Here is a 19,466-nt window from a genome sequence, read left to right on the forward strand (position 1 = left end):
TTTATTGAAGAGATGCCAGTGTCTTTGCACACTGGCGCCTGCCGCGCGAAGCCACCGGCGGAGATCAGAACAAGCCAGACAACCCCACGGAGTCATTCACTTGGAAGTTTCATTCAGCAAGGAAGTGCAGCTGCTGCGCCTGGGCGCCGGCGACACCTTCCACGGCGAGGGCATCCTCGCGATCACCAAGGGCCTGCTGCAGTCGGGCGTTTCCTATGTCGGCGGCTACCAGGGCGCGCCCGTGTCGCACCTGCTTGACGTGATGGTGCAGGGCAAGGACTACATGGAAGAGCTCGGCGTCCACGTCGAGGCCTGCTCAAACGAGGCCTCGGCCGCCGCGATGCTCGGCGCGTCGATCCACTATCCGCTGCGCGGCGCGGTGACGTGGAAGTCGATCGTCGGCACCAACGTGGCGGCCGATGCGCTGTCCAACCTCTCGTCGCCGGGCGTCACGGGCGGCGTGCTGGTCGTGGTGGGCGAGGACTACGGCGAAGGCGCCAGCGTGATCCAGGAGCGCACGCACGCCTATGCGCTCAAGTCGAGCATGTGCCTGCTCGACCCGCGGCCCGACCTCGGCGTGATGGTGCGGATGGTCGAAGAGGGCTTCCTTCTATCCGAGGCCTCGAACATGCCCTGCCTCATGGAGTTGCGCATCCGCACCTGCCATGTGCGCGGCAGCTTCGACTGCAAGGACAACGTTGCGCCCGCCATTTCGACGCGCGCATTGATGAGCGAGCCCGCGGGCTTCGACTACATGCGCCTCGCGCACCCGCCCGTGACCTTCCGCCACGAGAAGCTCAAGGGCGACGAACGCATCCCGGCCGCGCGCCGGCAGATCGTCGAGCGCGGCCTGAACGAGCTGATGCCGGGCCGGCGCCATGCCGACCTCGGCATCGTGGTGCAGGGCGGGCTCTACAACGCGCTGGTGCGCAGCCTTCAGCAGCAGGGGCTGGCCGATGCCTTCGGCGAGACGGACATCCCGATCCTGGTGCTCAACGTGACCTATCCGCTGGTGCCCGAGCAGGTGGCCGACTTCTGCGTCGGCAAGCGCGCGGTGCTGGTGGTCGAGGAAGGCCAGCCCGAGTACATCGAGCAGGACATCGCGACGCTGCTGCGCCGGCGGGACATCCAGACGCCGCTGCACGGCAAGGACATGCTGCCCGCGGCGGGCGAGTACGGCGTCGAGGTGCTGTCGGGCGGCATTGGCACCTTTGCGGCCCGGTACCTCGGCACCAGCGACGTCGCTTCGTCGGCCGAGGCCTGGCTGGCCGGCAACCGCGAGCGCCGCGAGGCCGTGGCGCGCCAGCTCGAGGTGGCGCTGCCCGCGCGGCCGCCGAGCTTCTGCGTGGGCTGCCCCGAGCGGCCGGTGTTCTCGGCCCTCAAGCTCGCGCAGCAGGAGACGGGGCCGGTGCACATCGCGGCCGACATCGGCTGCCATGCGTTCGGCACCTTCGAGCCGTTCTCGATGGGGCATTCGATCCTCGGCTACGGCATGAGCCTCGCGAGCCGCGCCGGCGTGGCGCCGATGATGAACCGGCGCACGCTGTCGATCATGGGCGACGGCGGCTTCTGGCACAACGGCCTGCTCACGGGCGTGCAGAGCGCACTGTTCAACGGCGACGACGCGGTGCTCGTCATCTTCAAGAACGGCTACACCTCGGCCACCGGCACGCAGGACATCATCTCCACGCCCGACGACGAGATGAAGGAACGCGCGGTCGACAAGCAGCAGAGCCTGGTCGACAAGAATCAGACCATCGAGTCCACGCTCAAGGGCCTGGGCGTGCAGTGGCTGCGCACCGTCACCACCTACGACGTGGAGCGCATGCGCAAGACGCTGACCGATGCGCTCACGAGCGACTTCAACGGCCTGAAGGTGGTGATCGCCGAGGGCGAGTGCCAGCTCGAGCGCCAGCGGCGCATCAAGCCCTGGATCGCGAGCTTGCTCAAGAAAGGCGAGCGGGTGGTGCGCGTGAAGTACGGCGTGGACGAGGACGTGTGCAACGGCGACCACGCCTGCATCCGCCTGTCGGGCTGCCCAACGCTCACGCTGAAGGACAACCCCGATCCGCTCAAGGTCGACCCGGTGGCCACGGTGATCGACGGCTGCGTGGGCTGCGGCCTGTGCGGCGAGAACGCCCATGCAGCCACGCTGTGCCCGAGCTTCTACCGCGCCGAGGTGGTGCAAAACCCGAAGTGGCACGAGCGGCTGCTGCACGGCGTGCGCGGTGCCTTGGTGCGCGCGCTGCAACCGGCCTGAAGGACATGACGATGAACAACGCACAACCCATCACCCTGCTCGTCTGCGCCCTCGGCGGCGAAGGCGGCGGCGTGCTGACCGAATGGCTGGTCGAGACCGCGCGCCACGCGGGCTACGCGGCGCAGAGCACCTCGATTCCCGGCGTCGCGCAGCGCACCGGTGCCACCACCTACTACATCGAGGTCTTTCCCGTGCCGCTCGCGCAGCTCGGCGGGCGGCGCCCGGTGTTCAGCCTGAGCCCGGTGCCGGGCGCGCTCGATGCGATCGTCTCCTCGGAACTGCTCGAGACCGCGCGCCAGATCGGCAACGGCATGAGCGCGCCGCTGCGCACGCTGGTCATCAGCTCGTCGGCGCGCATCCTCACCACGGCCGAGCGCATGGTGCCCGGCGACGGCCGCGCCGACGCCGAGCGCCTGGTCGACGTGGTCAAGGCCTTCAGCCGCGAGCACCATGTGTTCGACATGAACGCCATCGCGCGCGAAGCCGGCACCGTGGTCAGCGCGGTGATGCTCGGCGCCGTCGCGGGCAGCGGACTGTTCCCGTTTCCGCGCGAGGCCTACGAGCACGTGGTGCGCGGGGGCAGCGCACCCGAGAAGCTCGGCAGGATGGCCGCCGCCAGCCTGCGCGGATTCGCTGCCGCCTTCGGCGCCGTGCATGCGCCGCGTGCGCAGGCTGCGTTCGTGAGCAGCGTGCTCGCCGCCGAGGGCAGCGAGGCGCCACCGCCGGCACGCGCGCTGCCGGCCGACCTCGCGCAGCGCTTTCCGCCCGCGGTGCACGACATGCTCGCGCTCGGCCATGCGCGCGTGTGCGACTACCAGGACGCCGCCTACGCAGCGCTCTACGCCGACCGGCTCGCGAAGCTGCTCGATGCCGAACGCGCGGCCGATCCGTCGGGCGCGCAGGGCTTCGCGATCACGCGCGAGGTCGCGCGCTGGCTCGCGCTGTGGATGGCCTTCGACGACATCGTTCGGGTCGCGGCGCTCAAGGGCCGCGCGAGCCGCGCCGAGCGCGTGCGCGCCGAGGTGCGTGCGGGCAGCGACGACATCCTGAAGGTCTACGACCACTTCAAGCCCGGCTCGGCCGAGTTCGCGGCGCTGCTGCCGCCCGCGCTCGCGCGCCGCGTGGCGGCGTGGGACCGGAAGCGGCAGGCGCGAGGGCGCGAACCGTGGTCGATGCCGCTCAAGGTCGGCAGCCACTCGGTGCTCGGCATGTCGTCGCTGCGCCTCTTGTCCTCGCTCAAGTGGCTGCGCCGCCGCGGCAGCCGCTTCGCCGAGGAGCAGGCGCTGATCGAGCGCTGGCTCGCGGCCGTGGAACGCGGCACGCGCGAGGGCTGGACGCTCGGGCGCGAGCTGGCACTGTGCGGCCGGCTCATCAAGGGCTACGGCAGCACCAACGAACGCGGCAAGCACAACCTGCTGCACGTGATCGACGAACTCGCGGGCCGCCCGGGCCTGCCCGCTGCGGCCCGCGCCGAGGCCATTGCCGCGGCCCGTGAAGCGGCGCTCGCGGACGAGGGCGGCAAGGCGCTCGACGCGGCGCTGGTGCGCCATGGCGCGGCGCCGCGGCCGGTGCAGGCGCAGCCCATCCGCTGGATGAAGCGCCCGCCGACGCTCAAGGTTTGATTCCAAAAAAAAGGAGACACACGATGTTCATCAACCCCACTCCCCTGCTGCGGCGCCTTGGCCTGCCGTGGCTCGCCGCCGCCGCGCTGTTGGCGCCGGCCCATGCCGCCGACTGGCCGGCCAAGCCGATCAAGGTGATCGTCAACTTCCCGGCCGGCGGTGCGGCCGACCAGATCGCGCGAGCCGTCTCGCAGCCGCTGCAGGAGCTGTTGAAGCAGCCCGTGGTGATCGAGAACCGCGCGGGCGCCAACGGCAACCTCGGCGGCGAGGTGGTCGCGCGCGCGCCGGCCGACGGCTACACGCTGCTCATGAGCTCGGGCGGCATGGTGTCGGTGAACCCGCACATCTACCAGCGCATGAGCTTCGACCCGGCGAAGGACCTGACGCCGGTGGCCGCGGCCGCGCGCGTGCTGGTGTTCCTGGTCGCGCGGCCCTCGTTGCCGCCGACGGACGTGGCGCAGTTCATCGCGCACCTGAAAGCCAACCCCGGCAAGCTGTCGTACGGGTCGCCCGGCAACGGCAGCTCGCCGCACCTCGCGGGCGAGATGTTCAAGAGCCAGGCGGGCGTATTCGCGCTGCACGTGCCCTACCGCGGCGCCGCACCGGCGCTGCAGGACCTGCTGGCCGGGCAGATCGACTATGTCTTCGACCCCGGCATCGCGCTCGGGCAGGTGCGCGCGGGCAAGCTCCGGCTGCTCGCCGTGGGCAGCCCCAAGCGCTCGGCGCTCTTCCCGCAGGTGCCCACGCTCGACGAGGCCGGCCTGCGCGGCTTCGACGCGGACACCGTGTTCGGTTTCTACGCGCCGGCCGGCACGCCGCCCGAGGTGGTGGCGCTGCTCAACACGCAGATCAACCGCACGCTGGCGATGCCGGCCGTGCAGGAGCGCATCGCGGCGCTCGGCGGCGAGGCGCTGCCCGGTTCGCCGGCCGCGTTCCAGCAACGCGCCGCGGCCGATTCCGAGCGCTTCGGCGCAGTGATCCGCGAGCGGAAGATCGTCTCCGACTGATGTCGCTGCTCAATGTGGACGACCACCGGCGCCGCGCGCGCCGGGTGCTGCCGCGCCTGGTGTTCGACTATGTCGACGGCGGCGCGGAAGACGAACGCTGCATGCAGCGCAACCTCGACGCGCTCGCGGCGCTGCCGCTGGTGCCCGAATGCCTGCGCGACACCCGCGCGATGGACATCGGCATCGAACTCTTCGAGCGCCGATGGCAGGCGCCCTTCGCGGTTGCGCCGATCGGCCTTGCGGGGCTGGTGCGCCCGCGCGCGGATGCGCTGATGGCGCGCGCCGCGCAGGCCGCGGGCGTGCCCTTCATCCTCTCGACCGCGTCGAACACCCGCATCGAGGACGTGCGCGCGGCCGCACCCGACGCCATGCTCTGGATGCAGCTCTACGTGATGGGCGAGCGCGCGATCGCCGAGCGCGTGGTTCGGCGTGCCCGCGCGGCCGGTTTCGAGGCACTGGTGCTCACTGTCGACGTGCCGGTGGGCGGGCTGCGCGAGCGCGACCTGCGCCACGGCTTCCGCGTGCCGATGCGCCTGACGCCGCGCACGCTCGCCGACATGGCGCTGCACCCCGCGTGGCTGCTGCGGCAGGCGCGCGGCGGCACGCCGCAGTTCGTCAACCTGCTGCCCGACGGCGACACGCCGGTCGACGCCCAGGCCCAGGCCGCGCTGCTCTCGCGCACGATGGACCGCGGCCTCACCTGGGAAAGCCTCGGCTGGCTGCGCAGCCTCTGGGACGGGCCGCTGCTGGTCAAGGGCCTGCTGGGTGTCGCGGATGCGCGGCGGGCGCTGCAACACGGCGCGGACGGCATCGTGGTGTCGAACCACGGCGGGCGCCAGCTCGATGCGGCCCCGGCCAGCATCGGCGCGCTGCCCGCCATCCTCGACGCCGTGGGCGGACGCATCCCGGTGCTGGTGGACGGCGGCATCCGGCGCGGCAGCGACGTGGTGAAGGCGCTCGCGCTCGGTGCGCGCGCGGCGCTGGTGGGCCGGGCGCCGCTGTTCGGCCTTGCGAGCGGCGGCGAAGACGGTGCGCGCGCCGTGCTGCAGCTGCTCGCGGCGGAAACCGAGCGGACCATGACCCTCGTGGGCACCGCCTGCGTGGCCGAACTCGGCCTGCGGCACGTCGACAGGCCCGAGCCAGCGCCCCGTTTGCTCCCAACGAAAATGACCGCATGACAACAAGCAGCAACGCACCCTCCATCGTCTACACCGTGCGCGTCGAATTCGGCGACTGCGACCCCGCCGGCATCGTCTGGTTTCCCAACTTCTTCCGCTGGATCGATGCGGCGTCGCGCCATTTCTTTGCCGAATGCGGCGTGCCGCGCTGGGAAGACACCGCCAAGACGCTCGGCGTGATCGGCACGCCGCTGGTCGACACGCACACGCGCTTCGTCAAGGCCGCGAGCTACGGCGACACGCTGCAGGTGGCGGTGCGCGTGACCGAATGGCGCGAGAAGAGCTTCGTGCAGGCCTACCGCGTGACGCGCGGCGACGACCTGATCCTCGAGTGCGAGGAAGTGCGCATCTTTGCGGCGAAGCGCGAGGGTGGCGGCATTCGCGCGGTGCCGATCCCGCCGCAGATCCGGGCGCTGTGCGAGGCGCCCGGCACCCCGGCTGCTTAGAATGGCCGGATGACCTGGCGCATTCTTCTCCTTCCGCTCGCATTGCTCGCCGCCGCCGGTTGCGCGGCCCCCAACGAAGTGGTGCCGCTTGGCGACGGGGTCTTGCGCGCCATGACGTATGTGCAGGCCGACGACTACTGCCGCGCGCGAAACGCCACGCCGAAATGGCTCGGCAGGGCGCAGGCCGAGCAGGGCGTGCGGTTCGAGTGCACGCGCGACTGACCTTCGTTCATGTCCGGTCTTCGGGTTGACGCACCCATGATGCAATGCAACAATTGTGAAATCTTCACTTCGGAGCCTCGTGCGTGGACAGTGCCAGTTGGATCAGTGACAAGACGCGTGCCTCGGCAGGCGTGACACACCCGGCTCTCTAGCGCAGGCTTCTCCCGCGCTGCAGCCTGTGTGCCCGCAGCGCGCCCCTTGCCTTTCATGGCAAGCGGCTCCCCCCCGATTTCGCCCGTTCTCGTCGCTGACGTTTCAAGTCAGCTTGCGTGGTCATGCCACGAGGTTTCCCTCTTCGCGAAGGAGCCTTGTCATGCGTCAGTTTTACCGTCGTCCGTTGCAGCAGCAACAAGAGCAGCAGCAACAACAAGCCGTGCAGCAGGTGCGGCCGCACGTGCAGGCGGCAGAGCTGCGTGCGCCAGGTCGTGCCGCGCCCCCTCCCGGCAGCGAGGCGCCCTCCGCGGGCGGCGCGCTGGACCAGGCCGCCGCGCTGTGGACCACGCGGCGCATCCGCAGCTACCTGCGCCTGGTCGATGCTTCGCCTGGGCCTTCCGAGCGCTGAGTGCCAGATGCCATAAAAAAAGCGGCACCGCGTTACAGCGGTGCCGCTTTTTTTTCAGCGCGGCACGGATGCCGCGCCGGCGTCTCAGACGCCGAGGATCGACACCGCCTTGGTGTTGAGATAGGCCTCGAGTGCCTCGGGGCCGCCTTCCGAGCCATAGCCCGAATCCTTCACGCCGCCGAACGGCATTTCGGGCGACGGGGTGGCCGGCTGGTTGATCCAGAGCATGCCGAGCTCGAGCTTCTGGCTCAGCAGGTGCGCGTTCTTGATCGACTTGGTGAAGGCGTAGCCGGCCAGGCCGAACGGCAGGCGGTTGGCTTCGGCGATGGCTTCGTCGAGCGTGTCGAAGCCGCGGATCGCCGCGATCGGGCCGAAGGGTTCGTTATTGAACACGTCGGCATCGAGCGGCACGTCGGTCAGCACCGTGGGGGCGAAGAAGTTGCCCGAGTCGCCGACGCGTTCGCCGCCGGTCGCCACGGTGGCGCCCTTCTTGCGCGCATCTTCGAGCACGTGGGCCATGGCAGTGAGGCGGCGTGCGTTGGCGAGCGGGCCGAGCGTGGTGCCCTCGGCGAGGCCGTCGCCGAGCTTCAGGCCCTCGGCATGCTTGACCATGGCCTTGGCGAATTCCTCGCGCACGCTGTTGTGCACCAGGAAGCGCGTAGGCGAGATGCAGACCTGGCCCGCGTTGCGGAACTTGGCGGCACCGGCGGCCTTGACGGCCAGGGCCACGTCGGCGTCCTCGGCCACGATCACGGGGGCATGGCCGCCCAGCTCCATCGTCACGCGCTTCATGTGCGAGCCCGCCAGCGCGGCGAGCTGCTTGCCGACCGGGGTGGAGCCGGTGAAGGTGACCTTGCGGATGATCGGGTGCGCGATCAGGTAGTTCGAGATCTCGGCCGGGTTGCCGAACACCAGGCCCACGGTGCCGGGCGGAATGCCGGCGTCGACGAAGGCGCGCAGCAGTTCGGCGGGCGAGGCCGGGGTTTCCTCGGGTGCCTTCACGAGGAACGAGCAGCCGGTGGCCAGCGCGGCGCCGAGCTTGCGCACCACCTGGTTGATCGGGAAGTTCCACGGCGTGAACGCGGCGACCGGGCCCAGCGGCTCCTTGATCACGAGCTGCTGCGCGGCCAGGTTGCGCGAGGGCACGATGCGGCCGTAGACGCGGCGGCCTTCGTCGGCGAACCATTCGATGATGTCGGCCGCGGCCAGGGTCTCGCCCTTGGCTTCGGCGAGCGGCTTGCCCTGCTCCTGCGTCAACAGCTTGGCGATGTCGCCGGCGCGCTCGCGAATCAGGCCGGCGGCGCGGCGCATGACGGCGGCGCGCTCGTGGGCCGGCGTGCTGCGCCAGGCTTCGAAGCCGCGCTGTGCAGCAGCCAGTGCGCGGTCGAGGTCGGCGATGCTGGCATGCGCCACCTTGCCGATGGCCTTGCCGGTGGCAGGGTTCACGACGTCCAGCGTCTTGCCGCCGGTGGCATCGACCCATTCGTTGTCGATCAGCAGGCGGGTGTCGGTGTAGGTGGAGGTCATGACGAGCTATTCCTTCGGGACGGGATGATTGAAAACGGGGGATGAATCTGGATACGCGATGCGGCACCATCGTGGTGCGCCAGCGGCGGCGGTGGCAATGCACCGCCAGGGCGTAGATTAACCCGAGTTCGCCGACCTCGCCGGCCGCGCGGTCGCACTGCTTAAAGAATGAGCAGCGCCCGGAAGTCGTTCACGTTGGTGTTCGTCGGCCCGGTGACGAACAGGTCGCCGATGGCGTCGAAGAAGCCGTAGGCGTCGTTGCGGTCGAGGTGGTCCGACAGCTTGCGGCCGGCCGCCGCTGCGCGCGCCAGCGTGTCGGGCGTGACGAAGGCGCCGGCGTTGTCCTCCACGCCGTCGATGCCGTCGGTGTCGGCCGCCAGCGCCCAGACCTGTTGCTGGCCCATGAGCGCGCCGGCCAGCCCCATGCAGAGTTCGCCCGCGCGCCCACCGCGGCCCTTGGCCTGGCCGGGCTGGCGCGCACGCACCGTGACCGTGGTCTCGCCGCCCGAGAGCAGCACGCAGGGCCGGGCGAACGGCTGGCCGCGGTGCGCCACGGCGCGCGCCAGTGCCGCATGCACCTTGCCGACCTCGCGCGATTCGCCCTCGATTTCGTCGCTGAGGATGTGGGCCTCGATGCCGGCCGCGCGCGCGGCCGCGGCGGCCGCTTCGAGCGACTGTTGCGGCGTGGCGATCATGTGGACCTCGTGGCCCGCGAACACCGTGTCGCCCGGCTTCGGCGTCTCGAGTTCGCCGCTTTCGAGCTGTGCGCGCACGGGCGGCGGCACCTCGATGCGGTAGCGGTCGAGGATCGCCAGCGCCTCGGCGCAGGTGGTGGCGTCGGGCACGGTGGGGCCGCTCGCGATCACGGCCGGATCGTCGCCGGGCACGTCGCTGATCGTGAGCGTGACGACGCGCGCCGGCGCGCAGGCCGCGGCCAGCCGCCCGCCCTTGATGCGCGACAGGTGCTTGCGCACGCAGTTCATCTCGCCGATGTGCGCGCCGCTGTCGAGCAGCTGCTTGTTGATGCGCTGCTTGTCCTCGAGCGTGAGGCCCTCGGCCGGCAGCACCAGCAGCGACGAACCGCCACCCGAGATCAGGCACAACACCAGGTCGTCGGCCGTGAGCCCTTCGGCGAGCGCGAGGATGCGCGCCGCGGCCTGCTGCCCGGCCGCATCGGGCACGGGGTGCGCGGCCTCGACGATCTCGATGCGCTCGGGCACGCCTTCGGGGCGCGGCGGAATGTGGCCATAGCGCGTGACGACCAGGCCCGCGAGCGGCGCATCGGCCGGCCACAGCGCCTCGAGCGCCTGCACCATCGAGGCGCCGGCCTTGCCCGCGCCGAGCACCAGCGTTCGGCCCTTGGGCGGCTTCGGCAGGTGCGCGCCGAGCGTGGACAGCGGCAGCGCGCGGTCGACGGCCACGCGATAAAGATGTTCAAGAAAGGCGCGCGGTTCTTGGCGCGGATCGGGGGCGGCAGGCAGGGTCGATGCGGTCATGCTTGGCTTGTGTCTCCTGCCTGCGATTGTGCGGCGAACCACGAACCGGGCTCTTGACCGCGGTCGCCGTTTTTCTGCTTACTTGGTTTTGGCGCCGGCCTGGAACCAGCGGCCGATCAGCGCGCGCTCCTCGTCGGTCATGCCGGTGGCGTTGTTCATCGGCATGATCTTCGTGACCGTCACCTGCTGGTAGATCGCCTGCGCATGCGCGGCCACCTGGTCGGGCGTGTCGACGCGCACGTTCTTCATCTGCACGCCGGCGCCGTGGCACATGTAGCAGCGCTGCTCGAGCACCTTCTGCACGTCCTGGAACGCCACGGCCGGCGCAGCGGCCGCGCCCGCGGCAGGAGCCGCCGCGGGCTTGGGCTTCATCCACACGATCGTGAGGCCGAGCACCACGATGCCGATCAGCGCATAGGGCAGCGGGTTGCGCGCATTGCCGAGCTTGAAGCGGTGGCGCACCACGAAGAACTGCCGGATCGCCGCGCCGCCCAGCATGATGAGCAGCAGCACGATCCAGTTGTGCTCGTGCGTGTAGGTGAAGCTGTAGTGGTTGCTCAGCATCGCGAACAGCACCGGCAGCGTGAAGTAGGTGTTGTGCACGCTGCGCTGCTTGCCGCGCTGGCCGTGCACCGGGTCGACCGGCCGGCCTTCGCGCAGCGCCTGCACGTTCTTGCGCTGGCCCGGGATGATCCAGAAGAACACGTTGCCGCTCATCGTGGTGGCCATCATCGCGCCCACCAGCAGGAAGGCCGCGCGGCCCGCGAACCACTGGCAGGCGAGCCAGGTCGCGAACACGATGAACAGCGCGATCAGCACGCCCACGATGGTGTCGCCGTTCTTGCGGCGGCCGAAGACCTGGCAGATGCCGTCGTAGACCATCCAGAACACGACGAAGAAGGCCAGCGCCACGCCGATGGCCGCGCCGGGCTGCCAGTCCATCTTCGACTTGTCGATCAGGTAGGTGCTGGCGTTCCAGAGGTACGACATGGTGAAGAGCGCGAAGCCCGTGATCCACGTGCTGTAGCTCTCCCAGTACGACCAGTGCAGGTGGTCCGGCAGCTTCTTCGGCGCCAGCGCGTACTTCTGCATGTTGTAGAAGCCGCCGCCGTGCACGGCCCATTGCTCGCCGCCCACGCCCTTGTCGAGCGATTCGGCGTCCTGCGGCTTCTCGAGGCTGTTGTCCAGCATCACGAAGTAGAACGACGCGCCGATCCAGGCGATGGCCGTGATGACGTGGACCCAGCGCAGCAGCAGGTTGGCCCAGTCGAGGTAGTAGCTTTCCATGGGTGCTCTCTCAGCCCGTTCGGCGCGGGGGCACGCCGGGCACGGGTTTCTTCTTCAGCCTGCTCACCACTGCGGGCGCTGTAAGCAGAGAAAGTGCCGCGAACGCAGGCTCCGGATGGGCCTCGCTCCGCTGCGGCGGGGACTTGTGGACCGAAAGTGTATACAGTTTTGACGGATGGCGGGTCGATTTTTTGAGGGCCCCGCTGCCGGGAAAACCCTGTTCATCCGAGCGATTGCAACAACTGTGCCGCCACCGCCACCGCGATCACCTCGGGCTCCTTGCCGGTGATGCCGGGCACGCCGATCGGGCAGGTGATGCGCGCGAGTTCGTCGGGTCCGAAGCCGCGCGCCTCGAGCCGGTGGCGAAACGTGGCCCATTTCGTCTTGCTGCCGATCAGCCCGACATAGGGCAGGTCGCCGCGCTCGCGCAGGCGCTTGAGGCAGGCGATCACGATGTCGAGGTCCTCGGCATGGCTGAAACTCATGATCAGCACGCGGCTGTCCGGCGCGAGCCCGGCCACCGCATCCTGCACCGGGTCGGAATGCTCGGTCTCGACCTGCGCGGGCAGCGCCTCGGGAAACACGCCGTCGCGGCTGTCGATCCAGCGCACCCGGAACGGCAGGCCTGCGAGCAGCCGCGCGAGCGCGGCGCCCACGTGGCCGCCGCCGAACAGCGCCACCGGATGCATCTGCGCCACGAGTTCGCGCTGCAGGGCCGGCGCGTCGGCCGCCGTGATGCGGCGGTACGACAGGAACATCACGCCGCCGCAGCACTGCCCCAGGCTCGGGCCGAGCGGATAGCGCCGGATGCCGTCGATCGAAGGCCCGCCGGCCAGCATGTCGCGCGCGGCCTGGATCGCCTGGAACTCGAGCTGCCCGCCGCCGATGGTGCCCGCGATCGCGTCGGCCCAGACCGCCATCCAGGTGCCGGCCTCGCGCGGCGCCGAGCCTTGCGTCGATTCGACCCGCACGAGCACCGCGTCCTCGCGCTCAAGACGGGCCAGCAGGGGATCGAGCGTACCGCTCATGGCAAATACCTTCGGTTGCGAGGCACCGCGGGAGTCACGGTATAACCCCGGCGATGAATCTTCAGCTTACGCCGCGCCGCCTTGCCCTGCTCGCCTCGTCCCTTTGCGCCCTTTGGCTGGCCGGATGCGGCACCACCGGATCGGTGCCTGGCCAGTTGAGCAGCGCCACCGCCGAGCGCAGCGCTGGCGGCCCCGCGCCACGCGCATCGGGCGCATCGAGCGCGCGCGACTACCGCCGCGACGCCGCGCGCCACATCTACGAGATCAACCGTTCGCGCGTCTACGGCGGCCAGTTGCCGCCGCTGCTGTATGCGGTCGGCACGCTGCAGGTGAACCTCGATGCCGGCGGCAAGGTGGTTTCGATGCACTGGCTGCGCGCGCCGAAGCATGCACCCGAGGTCATCACCGAGATCGAGCGCGCCGTGCTCCAGGCCGCGCCCTTCCCGGCCGCCACGCGACTGGGCGCGGTGACCTGGACCGACACCTGGCTGTGGGACAAGAGCGGGCGCTTCCAACTCGACACTTTGACCGAAGGCCAGCTCGCGCAGTAGCTGCGGGCCTTGCTCCCTACCCTTCCGAGGGAGGGTTGGGGTGGGGGCACGCGGCGCATCCATCGGGCGCGGGGGTCGCCCCCATCCCGGCCTTCCCCCAGCGGGGGAAGGAGAAAGACAAGCACTCACGAGCCGCGGTAAGTGGAATAGCTCCACGGGCTCACCAGCAGCGGCACGTGGTAGTGCTGGTCGGCATGCGCCACGCCGAAGTCCAGCGACACCTTGTTCAAGAAGTTCGGCTCGGGCAGCTGCACGCCGCGGGCCTTGAAATACCCGGCCACGTCGAACACCAGCCGGTAGGTGCCGGCCTTGAGCGACTGGTTGTCGTAGAGCGGCCCGTCGCTGCGGCCGTCCGCATTCAGCGTGAAGCGCTTCACCAGCGTGGCGGTGTCGCCGTCGGTGGTGTACAGCGCCACCGCCATGCCGGCCGCGGGGCCGCCGTGCATCGTGTCCAGTACGTGGGTGCTCAGGCCCATGAGGGGCTCCTTGGAAAGAAAGGCTGCGGGAAATTCCGGTGGACAAAAGTGTATACAGTTAATGTCTTTGGGTCTATCATGAAAACATGGAGTCCTCCACCACCCGCTCGATCGTCAACGCGCTGACCAAGGCGATCGTCGAGCACCGGCTGCAGCCCGGCACCAAGCTGGCCGAGCAGAAGCTGGCCGACCATTTCGGCGTGTCGCGCACGCTGGTGCGCCAGGCGCTGTTCCAGCTGTCGCAGAACAAGCTGATCCGCCTCGAGCCCGCGCGCGGCGCCTTCGTGGCCGCGCCCGCGGTCGACGAGGCGCGGCAGGTCTTCAAGGTGCGGCGCATGCTCGAGGCCGAGATGACGCGCGAGTTCGTGCGCACCGTCACGCCGGCCAAGATCAAGGCGCTCAAGGAACACGTGGCGCTCGAGAAATCGGCCGTCTCGGGCGAGGACGTCTCGGGCCGCAACGAGCTGCTCGGCGACTTCCACGTGCGCATGGCCGAGCTCATGGGCAACCAGGTGCTGGCGCAGATCCTCGGCGAACTCATCTCGCGCTGCGCGCTCATCACGCTGATGTACCAGAGCACCAGCGCGGCCGCGCATTCGAACGACGAGCATGCCGACATCGTGAAGGCACTGGCCGCGCGCGACGAGGAGCGCGCGGTGCGCCTCATGACCGAGCACCTGGAGCACGTCGAGGCCAACCTCACCTTCGACCGCAAGGTTCCCACCAACGACATTTCCCTCGCCCTCACATGACCGTCTACGACACCACCCTGCCCTATCCGCGCGACCTCGTCGGCTATGGCCGCAACCCGCCGCACGCCCAATGGCCGGGCCAGGCGCGCGTCGCGGTGCAGTTCGTCCTCAACTACGAGGAAGGCGGCGAGAACGCCACGCTGCACGGCGATGCGGGCTCCGAGCAGTTCCTCTCCGAGATGTTCAATCCGGCGAGCTTCCCGGACCGCCACATCAGCATGGAAGGCATCTACGAGTACGGCTCGCGCGTGGGCGTGTGGCGCATCCTGCGCGAGTTCGAGAAGCGCGGCCTGCCGCTCACGGTGTTCGGCGTGGGCATGGCGCTCGAGCGTTTCCCCGAGCTGACCGCGGCCTTCAAGGAACTGGGCCACGAGATCGCCTGCCATGGCTGGCGCTGGATCCATTACCAGAACATCGACGAGGCCACCGAGCGCGAACACATGCGCCTGGGCATGGAAGCGATCGAGAAGCTCACGGGCGAGCGGGCCCTGGGTTGGTACACCGGCCGCGACAGCCCGCGCACGCGCCGCCTGGTGGCCGACTACGGCGGCTTCGAGTACGACAGCGACTACTACGGCGACGACCTGCCGTTCTGGATGAAGGTGCAGAAGACCGACGGCAGCGTGGTGCCGCAACTCATCGTGCCCTACACGCTCGACTGCAACGACATGCGCTTCGCGCTGCCGCAGGGCTATTCGCATGCCGACCCGTTCTTCCAATACCTGAAGGACAGCTTCGACGCGCTCTATGCCGAAGGCGACGAGGCGCCGAAGATGATGAGCATCGGCATGCACTGCCGCCTTCTCGGCCGGCCGGGCCGCATCGTGGCGCTGCAGCGTTTTCTCGACCACATCGCGCAGCACGACCGCGTCTGGGTCTGCCGCCGCATCGACATCGCGCGCCACTGGAAAGAGGCGCACCCCTTCGAATCCGGAGCCGCATCATGATGAGCCTCACCATCGACCAACTCAACGCGGCCACGGCCGACGAAGCCGTCGCGCTGCTGGACGGCACCTACGAGCATTCGCCGTGGATCGCGCGCCAGGCCATGGCCGCGCGGCCGTTCCGCTCGCTCGCGCACCTGAAGCATGCGCTCGCGCAGGCAGTGAACGGTGCCACGCGCGACGAGAAGCTGGGCCTCGTGCGCGCCCACCCCGAGCTGGCCGGAAAGGCGATGGTGAGCAAGACGCTCACCGCTGAATCGACGAACGAACAAGGCAAGGCCGGGCTCACCGATTGCACGCCCGAAGAGTTCGCGAACATCCAGCGACTCAATGCCGACTACAACACCAAGTTCGGCTTTCCGTTCATCCTGGCGGTGCGTGGCCCGCGTGGCACCGGCCTCGGCAAGCGCGAGATCATCGAGACCTTCGAACGCCGGCTGCACAACCATCCGGGCTTCGAACTCGCCGAGGCGCTGCGCAACATTCACCGCATCGCCGAGATCCGGCTCAACGACAAGTTCGGCGCCGAGCCCCTGCTCGGCAACATGGTGTGGGACTGGCACGAAGCGCTCGCGGTGCACAGCGATCCGGGCTATGCCGAGAAGGGCCAGCTCACCGTCACCTACCTGACCGACGCGCACCGCGCCTGCGCCGCGCAGATCGCGCGCGAGATGCGCGACTGCGGCTTCGACTCGGTCGAGATCGACGCGGTCGGCAACGTGGTCGGCCGCTACGAAGGCGCCACCCCGGGCGCCAAGGCGCTCCTGACCGGCTCGCACTACGACACGGTGCGCAACGGCGGCAAGTACGACGGCCGGCTCGGCATCTTCGTGCCGATGGCCTGCGTGCGCGAGCTCAAGCGCCAGAACCGCCGCCTGCCGTTCGCTTTCGAAGTGGTGGGCTTCGCCGAAGAGGAAGGCCAGCGCTACAAGGCCACCTTCCTCGGCTCGGGCGCGCTCATCGGCCACTTCGATGCGGCCTGGCTCGACCAGAAGGACGCCGACGGCATCACGATGCGCGACGCGCGCCTGCATGCGGGCTTGCGCGAGGAAGACATCCCGAAGATCCGGCGCGATGCCTCGAAGTACCTCGGCTTCGTCGAGGTGCACATCGAGCAGGGACCGGTGCTCAACGAGCTCGACATCCCGCTGGGCATCGTCACCTCGATCAACGGTGGCGTGCGCTACGTCGGCGAGGTGATCGGCACCGCCAGCCACGCCGGCACCACGCCGATGGACCGGCGCCACGATGCCGCGGCCGCGGTGGCCGAGCTGATCCTGCGCGCCGAGGAGCGCGCCGCGAAGGATGGCGACTCGGTCGCCACCGTCGGCATGCTCGAGGTGCCCGGTGGCTCGATCAACGTGGTGCCCGGGCGCTGCAGGTTCAGCCTCGACATCCGCGCGCCCAACGACCCGCAGCGCGACGCCGTGGTGCGCGACGTGCTCGACGCGCTGCAGCAGGTGGCCGAACGCCGCGGCGTGCGCTACACGCTCGAGGAGGCGATGCGTGCCGCCGCCGCGCCGAGCGCGCCCGAATGGCAGCGGCGCTGGGAAGAGGCCGTGGCTGCGCTCGGCGTGCCGCTCTACCGCATGCCCAGCGGCGCCGGACACGATGCGATGAAGCTGCACGAGGTGATGCCGCAGGCCATGCTGTTCGTGCGCGGCATCAATTCGGGCATCAGCCACAACCCGCTCGAATCGAGCACCAACGACGACATCGAACTCGCGGTGCGGGCGTTCCAGAACCTGCTGGACAACCTCGCCGCCGAACAGCCTCACTGATTCACCGAAGAAGAACCGACATGACCGACTACGCCAAGCTCGACGCCTGGATCGACGCCCACTTCGACGAGGAAGTGACGTTCCTGCAGCAACTGGTGCAGGTACCGACCGACACGCCACCCGGCAACAACGCGCCGCATGCCGAGCGCACCGCCGAGCTGCTCGAGGGCTTCGGCCTCGCGGCCGAGAAGCATGCCGTGCCGGCGCAAGAAGTGAAGGACTACGGCCTCGAATCGATCACCAATCTGATCGTGCGCCGGCGCTACGGCGACGGTGGCCGCACCGTGGCGCTCAATGCGCACGGCGACGTGGTGCCGCCCGGCGAAGGCTGGACGCACGACCCGTACGGCGGCGAAATCGAAGGCGGCGCGCTCTACGGCCGTGCCGCTGCGGTCAGCAAGAGCGACTTCGCAAGCTTCACCTTCGCGCTGCGCGCGCTCGAGGCGGTGGCAAAGCCATCGAAGGGCGGCGTCGAGCTGCACTTCACCTACGACGAGGAATTCGGCGGCATCCTCGGCCCGGGCTGGCTGCTCAAGAACGGCCTCACCAAGCCCGACCTGATGATCGCGGCCGGCTTCAGCTACGAAGTGGTCACGGCCCACAACGGCTGCCTGCAGATGGAAGTGACGGTGCACGGCAAGATGGCCCATGCGGCCATTCCGGCCACCGGCGTCGACGCGCTGCAGGGCGCCGTGAAGATCCTCAACGCGCTCTACGCGCAGAACGCGCTCTACCGCCAGGTCACGTCGAAGGTCGAGGGCATCACGCACCCGTACCTCAATGTCGGGCGCATCGAAGGCGGCACCAACACCAACGTCGTGCCCGGCAAGGTGGTCTTCAAGCTCGACCGCCGCATGATCCCCGAAGAGAACCCGGTCGAGGTCGAGGCCGCGATCCGCAAGGTCATCGCCGATGCCGCGGCCGAGAGCGAAGGCATCACGGTCGAGATCAAGCGCCTGCTGCTCGCCAATTCGATGAAGCCGCTCGCGGGCAACAAGCCGCTGGTCGACGCGATCCAGAAGCACGGCGGCGAACTGTTCGGCGAGCCGGTCAGGGCCATGGGCACGCCGCTCTACACCGACGTGCGCCTCTACGGCGAGGCCGGCATCCCGGGCGTGATCTACGGCGCCGGTCCGCGCACGGTGCTCGAATCGCACGCCAAGCGCAGCGACGAGCGCGTGGTGCTCGAGGACCTGCGCCGCGCCACCAAGGTGATCGCGCGGACGCTCGCCGACCTTCTGGCCTGACCGACGCGGCGCGTCAAACACCGCCTACAACCGCGCCCGCACCGGTATGCAGCATGGCTGCATGACCGAACACGCCGACACGCATCCGGTCGCACACCGCTTCACCGAGGTGAACGGCATGCGGATCTTCTACCGCGAGGCCGGCCCGCGCGACGCGCCGGTGCTGCTGCTGCCGCACGGCTACCCGTGCTCGTCGTTCCAGTTCCGCCGCCTCATGCCGGCGCTGGCCGACCGCTGGCGGCTGGTGGCGCCAGACTTTCCCGGCTTCGGGCTCAGCGACACGCCCGACGCCCGCAGCTTCGGCTACGACTTCGATGCGTATGCGGCCTTTCTCGACGCCTTCCGTGACCGGCTCGGCATCGACCACCATGCGATTTGGCTGCACGACTACGGCTCCCAGATCGGCCTGCGCCTTGCGATCCGCGACCCCGCGCGCATCAGGGGGCTGCTCATCCAGAACGGCGACATCTACGAAGACACGCTCGGCCCCAAGTACAAGGCCATCCAGGCGTTCTGGCGCGACCCCTCGCCCGAGCACCGCGCGGTGCTCGAGGAGGCCGTGAGCGAGGAAGGTTTCCGCGCCGAGTTCGTCGGCGAGGTGCCCGAGGCGCAGGCGGCGCAGATCCCGCCCGACCTGTGGAAGCTGCACTGGCCGCTGATGGACACGCCCGAGCGCCGCGAGCTCGCGCGCCGGCTCATGGAAGGCCTGAAAGAAAACCTCGAATGGTTCCCGCGCTACCAGACCTACCTGCGCGAGCACCAGCCGCCGACGCTGATCGTCTGGGGGCCGAACGACGGCTACATGCCCGAGGCCTCGGGGCGCGCCTACCTGCGCGACCTGCCGAAGGCCGAACTCGTGATGACCGACGGCGGCCACTGGCTGCTCGAGACGCATCTCGAACAGGTGGCGCCGGTGGTGCGGCGCTTTCTCTCGGCGCTCGGCTAGGGCCTGTTCACCCTATTTACGGGGTCGCGAAGGCATGCCAAAGCGGACAAATCAAGGCGCACGACGCAGTGTGTGCGTCGGCACACACAAGGCGTGCAACGCGGAGTTGGCCGCTTTGGCATGCCTTCCCTCCG

18 protein-coding genes are annotated in these 19,466 nt (G+C 69.4%); 13 read left to right on the forward strand and 5 right to left on the reverse strand.

Annotated elements, in window-relative coordinates:
* The first annotated feature begins 100 nt into the window (after positions 1-100).
* From AC3A6R_RS07245 to AC3A6R_RS07275, 7 genes are all read left to right on the forward strand, one after another.
* Positions 101-2,260: a thiamine pyrophosphate-dependent enzyme gene (locus AC3A6R_RS07245; protein ID WP_487864125.1), complete on the forward strand. Its 2,160-nt coding sequence runs from the start codon at positions 101-103 to the stop codon at positions 2,258-2,260.
* Positions 2,261-2,271: 11 nt separating this feature from the next.
* Positions 2,272-3,882: an indolepyruvate oxidoreductase subunit beta family protein gene (locus tag AC3A6R_RS07250; RefSeq protein WP_487864126.1), complete on the forward strand. Its 1,611-nt coding sequence runs from the start codon at positions 2,272-2,274 to the stop codon at positions 3,880-3,882.
* Positions 3,883-3,905: 23 nt separating this feature from the next.
* Entirely contained in the window at positions 3,906-4,889 is a 984-nt protein-coding gene (locus AC3A6R_RS07255) for a Bug family tripartite tricarboxylate transporter substrate binding protein (RefSeq protein ID WP_487858367.1), read from the forward strand.
* The gene (locus AC3A6R_RS07260) at positions 4,889-6,067 is read left to right on the forward strand and encodes an alpha-hydroxy acid oxidase (RefSeq protein WP_487864127.1); all 1,179 of its coding nucleotides are present in this window, start codon (positions 4,889-4,891) and stop codon (positions 6,065-6,067) included. Before AC3A6R_RS07255 ends, AC3A6R_RS07260 begins: the two co-directional genes overlap by 1 nt.
* A complete protein-coding gene (locus tag AC3A6R_RS07265; protein WP_487858369.1) occupies positions 6,064-6,513 on the forward strand; it encodes an acyl-CoA thioesterase in 450 nt (149 codons plus the stop codon). The genes AC3A6R_RS07260 and AC3A6R_RS07265 overlap by 4 nt, the downstream gene beginning before the upstream one ends.
* A gap of 9 nt (positions 6,514-6,522) precedes the next feature.
* Positions 6,523-6,735 (forward strand): hypothetical protein, encoded by a 213-nt coding sequence (locus AC3A6R_RS07270; RefSeq protein ID WP_487864128.1) that lies wholly within the window; start codon positions 6,523-6,525, stop codon positions 6,733-6,735.
* Between the two features lie 313 nt (positions 6,736-7,048).
* A complete protein-coding gene (locus AC3A6R_RS07275; protein WP_487864129.1) occupies positions 7,049-7,297 on the forward strand; it encodes a hypothetical protein in 249 nt (82 codons plus the stop codon).
* Positions 7,298-7,381: 84 nt separating this feature from the next.
* Here the strand turns inward: AC3A6R_RS07275 and AC3A6R_RS07280 are convergent, their stop codons facing one another.
* From AC3A6R_RS07280 to xdhC, 4 genes are all read right to left on the reverse strand, one after another.
* A complete protein-coding gene (locus AC3A6R_RS07280; protein WP_487858372.1) occupies positions 7,382-8,824 on the reverse strand; it encodes an NAD-dependent succinate-semialdehyde dehydrogenase in 1,443 nt (480 codons plus the stop codon).
* A gap of 161 nt (positions 8,825-8,985) precedes the next feature.
* Positions 8,986-10,320 carry a glycerate kinase type-2 family protein gene (locus AC3A6R_RS07285; RefSeq protein WP_487858373.1) on the reverse strand — a complete coding sequence of 445 codons (1,335 nt, stop codon included), beginning with the start codon at positions 10,318-10,320 and terminating at the stop codon, positions 8,986-8,988.
* A 78-nt stretch (positions 10,321-10,398) separates the two neighbouring features.
* Positions 10,399-11,607, reverse strand: coding sequence for a urate hydroxylase PuuD (locus tag AC3A6R_RS07290; RefSeq protein ID WP_487858374.1), 1,209 nt, complete (start codon positions 11,605-11,607; stop codon positions 10,399-10,401).
* Between the two features lie 221 nt (positions 11,608-11,828).
* On the reverse strand, positions 11,829-12,635 hold the full coding sequence (gene xdhC / locus AC3A6R_RS07295; protein WP_487858375.1) for a xanthine dehydrogenase accessory protein XdhC: 807 nt from the start codon (positions 12,633-12,635) through the stop codon (positions 11,829-11,831).
* A 53-nt stretch (positions 12,636-12,688) separates the two neighbouring features.
* Here xdhC and AC3A6R_RS07300 point away from each other — a divergent pair, with 53 nt between their 5' ends.
* The gene (locus tag AC3A6R_RS07300; RefSeq protein ID WP_487864130.1) at positions 12,689-13,186 is read left to right on the forward strand and encodes a hypothetical protein; all 498 of its coding nucleotides are present in this window, start codon (positions 12,689-12,691) and stop codon (positions 13,184-13,186) included.
* Between the two features lie 125 nt (positions 13,187-13,311).
* Here AC3A6R_RS07300 and uraH read toward each other — a convergent pair whose 3' ends face one another.
* A complete protein-coding gene (gene uraH, locus AC3A6R_RS07305) occupies positions 13,312-13,662 on the reverse strand; it encodes a hydroxyisourate hydrolase (RefSeq protein WP_487864131.1) in 351 nt (116 codons plus the stop codon).
* A gap of 86 nt (positions 13,663-13,748) precedes the next feature.
* Here uraH and AC3A6R_RS07310 point away from each other — a divergent pair, with 86 nt between their 5' ends.
* From AC3A6R_RS07310 to AC3A6R_RS07330, 5 genes are all read left to right on the forward strand, one after another.
* The gene (locus AC3A6R_RS07310; RefSeq protein WP_487858378.1) at positions 13,749-14,414 is read left to right on the forward strand and encodes a GntR family transcriptional regulator; all 666 of its coding nucleotides are present in this window, start codon (positions 13,749-13,751) and stop codon (positions 14,412-14,414) included.
* Positions 14,411-15,361 (forward strand): allantoinase PuuE, encoded by a 951-nt coding sequence (gene puuE, locus AC3A6R_RS07315; protein ID WP_487864132.1) that lies wholly within the window; start codon positions 14,411-14,413, stop codon positions 15,359-15,361. Before AC3A6R_RS07310 ends, puuE begins: the two co-directional genes overlap by 4 nt.
* The gene (gene uraD / locus AC3A6R_RS07320) at positions 15,361-17,139 is read left to right on the forward strand and encodes a 2-oxo-4-hydroxy-4-carboxy-5-ureidoimidazoline decarboxylase (protein ID WP_487864146.1); all 1,779 of its coding nucleotides are present in this window, start codon (positions 15,361-15,363) and stop codon (positions 17,137-17,139) included. The genes puuE and uraD overlap by 1 nt, the downstream gene beginning before the upstream one ends.
* Positions 17,140-17,159: 20 nt before the next feature.
* Positions 17,160-18,386, forward strand: coding sequence for a M20 family metallopeptidase (locus tag AC3A6R_RS07325; protein WP_487864133.1), 1,227 nt, complete (start codon positions 17,160-17,162; stop codon positions 18,384-18,386).
* A 61-nt stretch (positions 18,387-18,447) separates the two neighbouring features.
* A complete protein-coding gene (locus AC3A6R_RS07330) occupies positions 18,448-19,332 on the forward strand; it encodes an alpha/beta fold hydrolase (RefSeq protein ID WP_487864134.1) in 885 nt (294 codons plus the stop codon).
* Positions 19,333-19,466: the final 134 nt, after the last annotated feature.

The sequence above is a fragment of the Variovorax sp. Soil_C_19 genome, assembly GCF_057657255.1.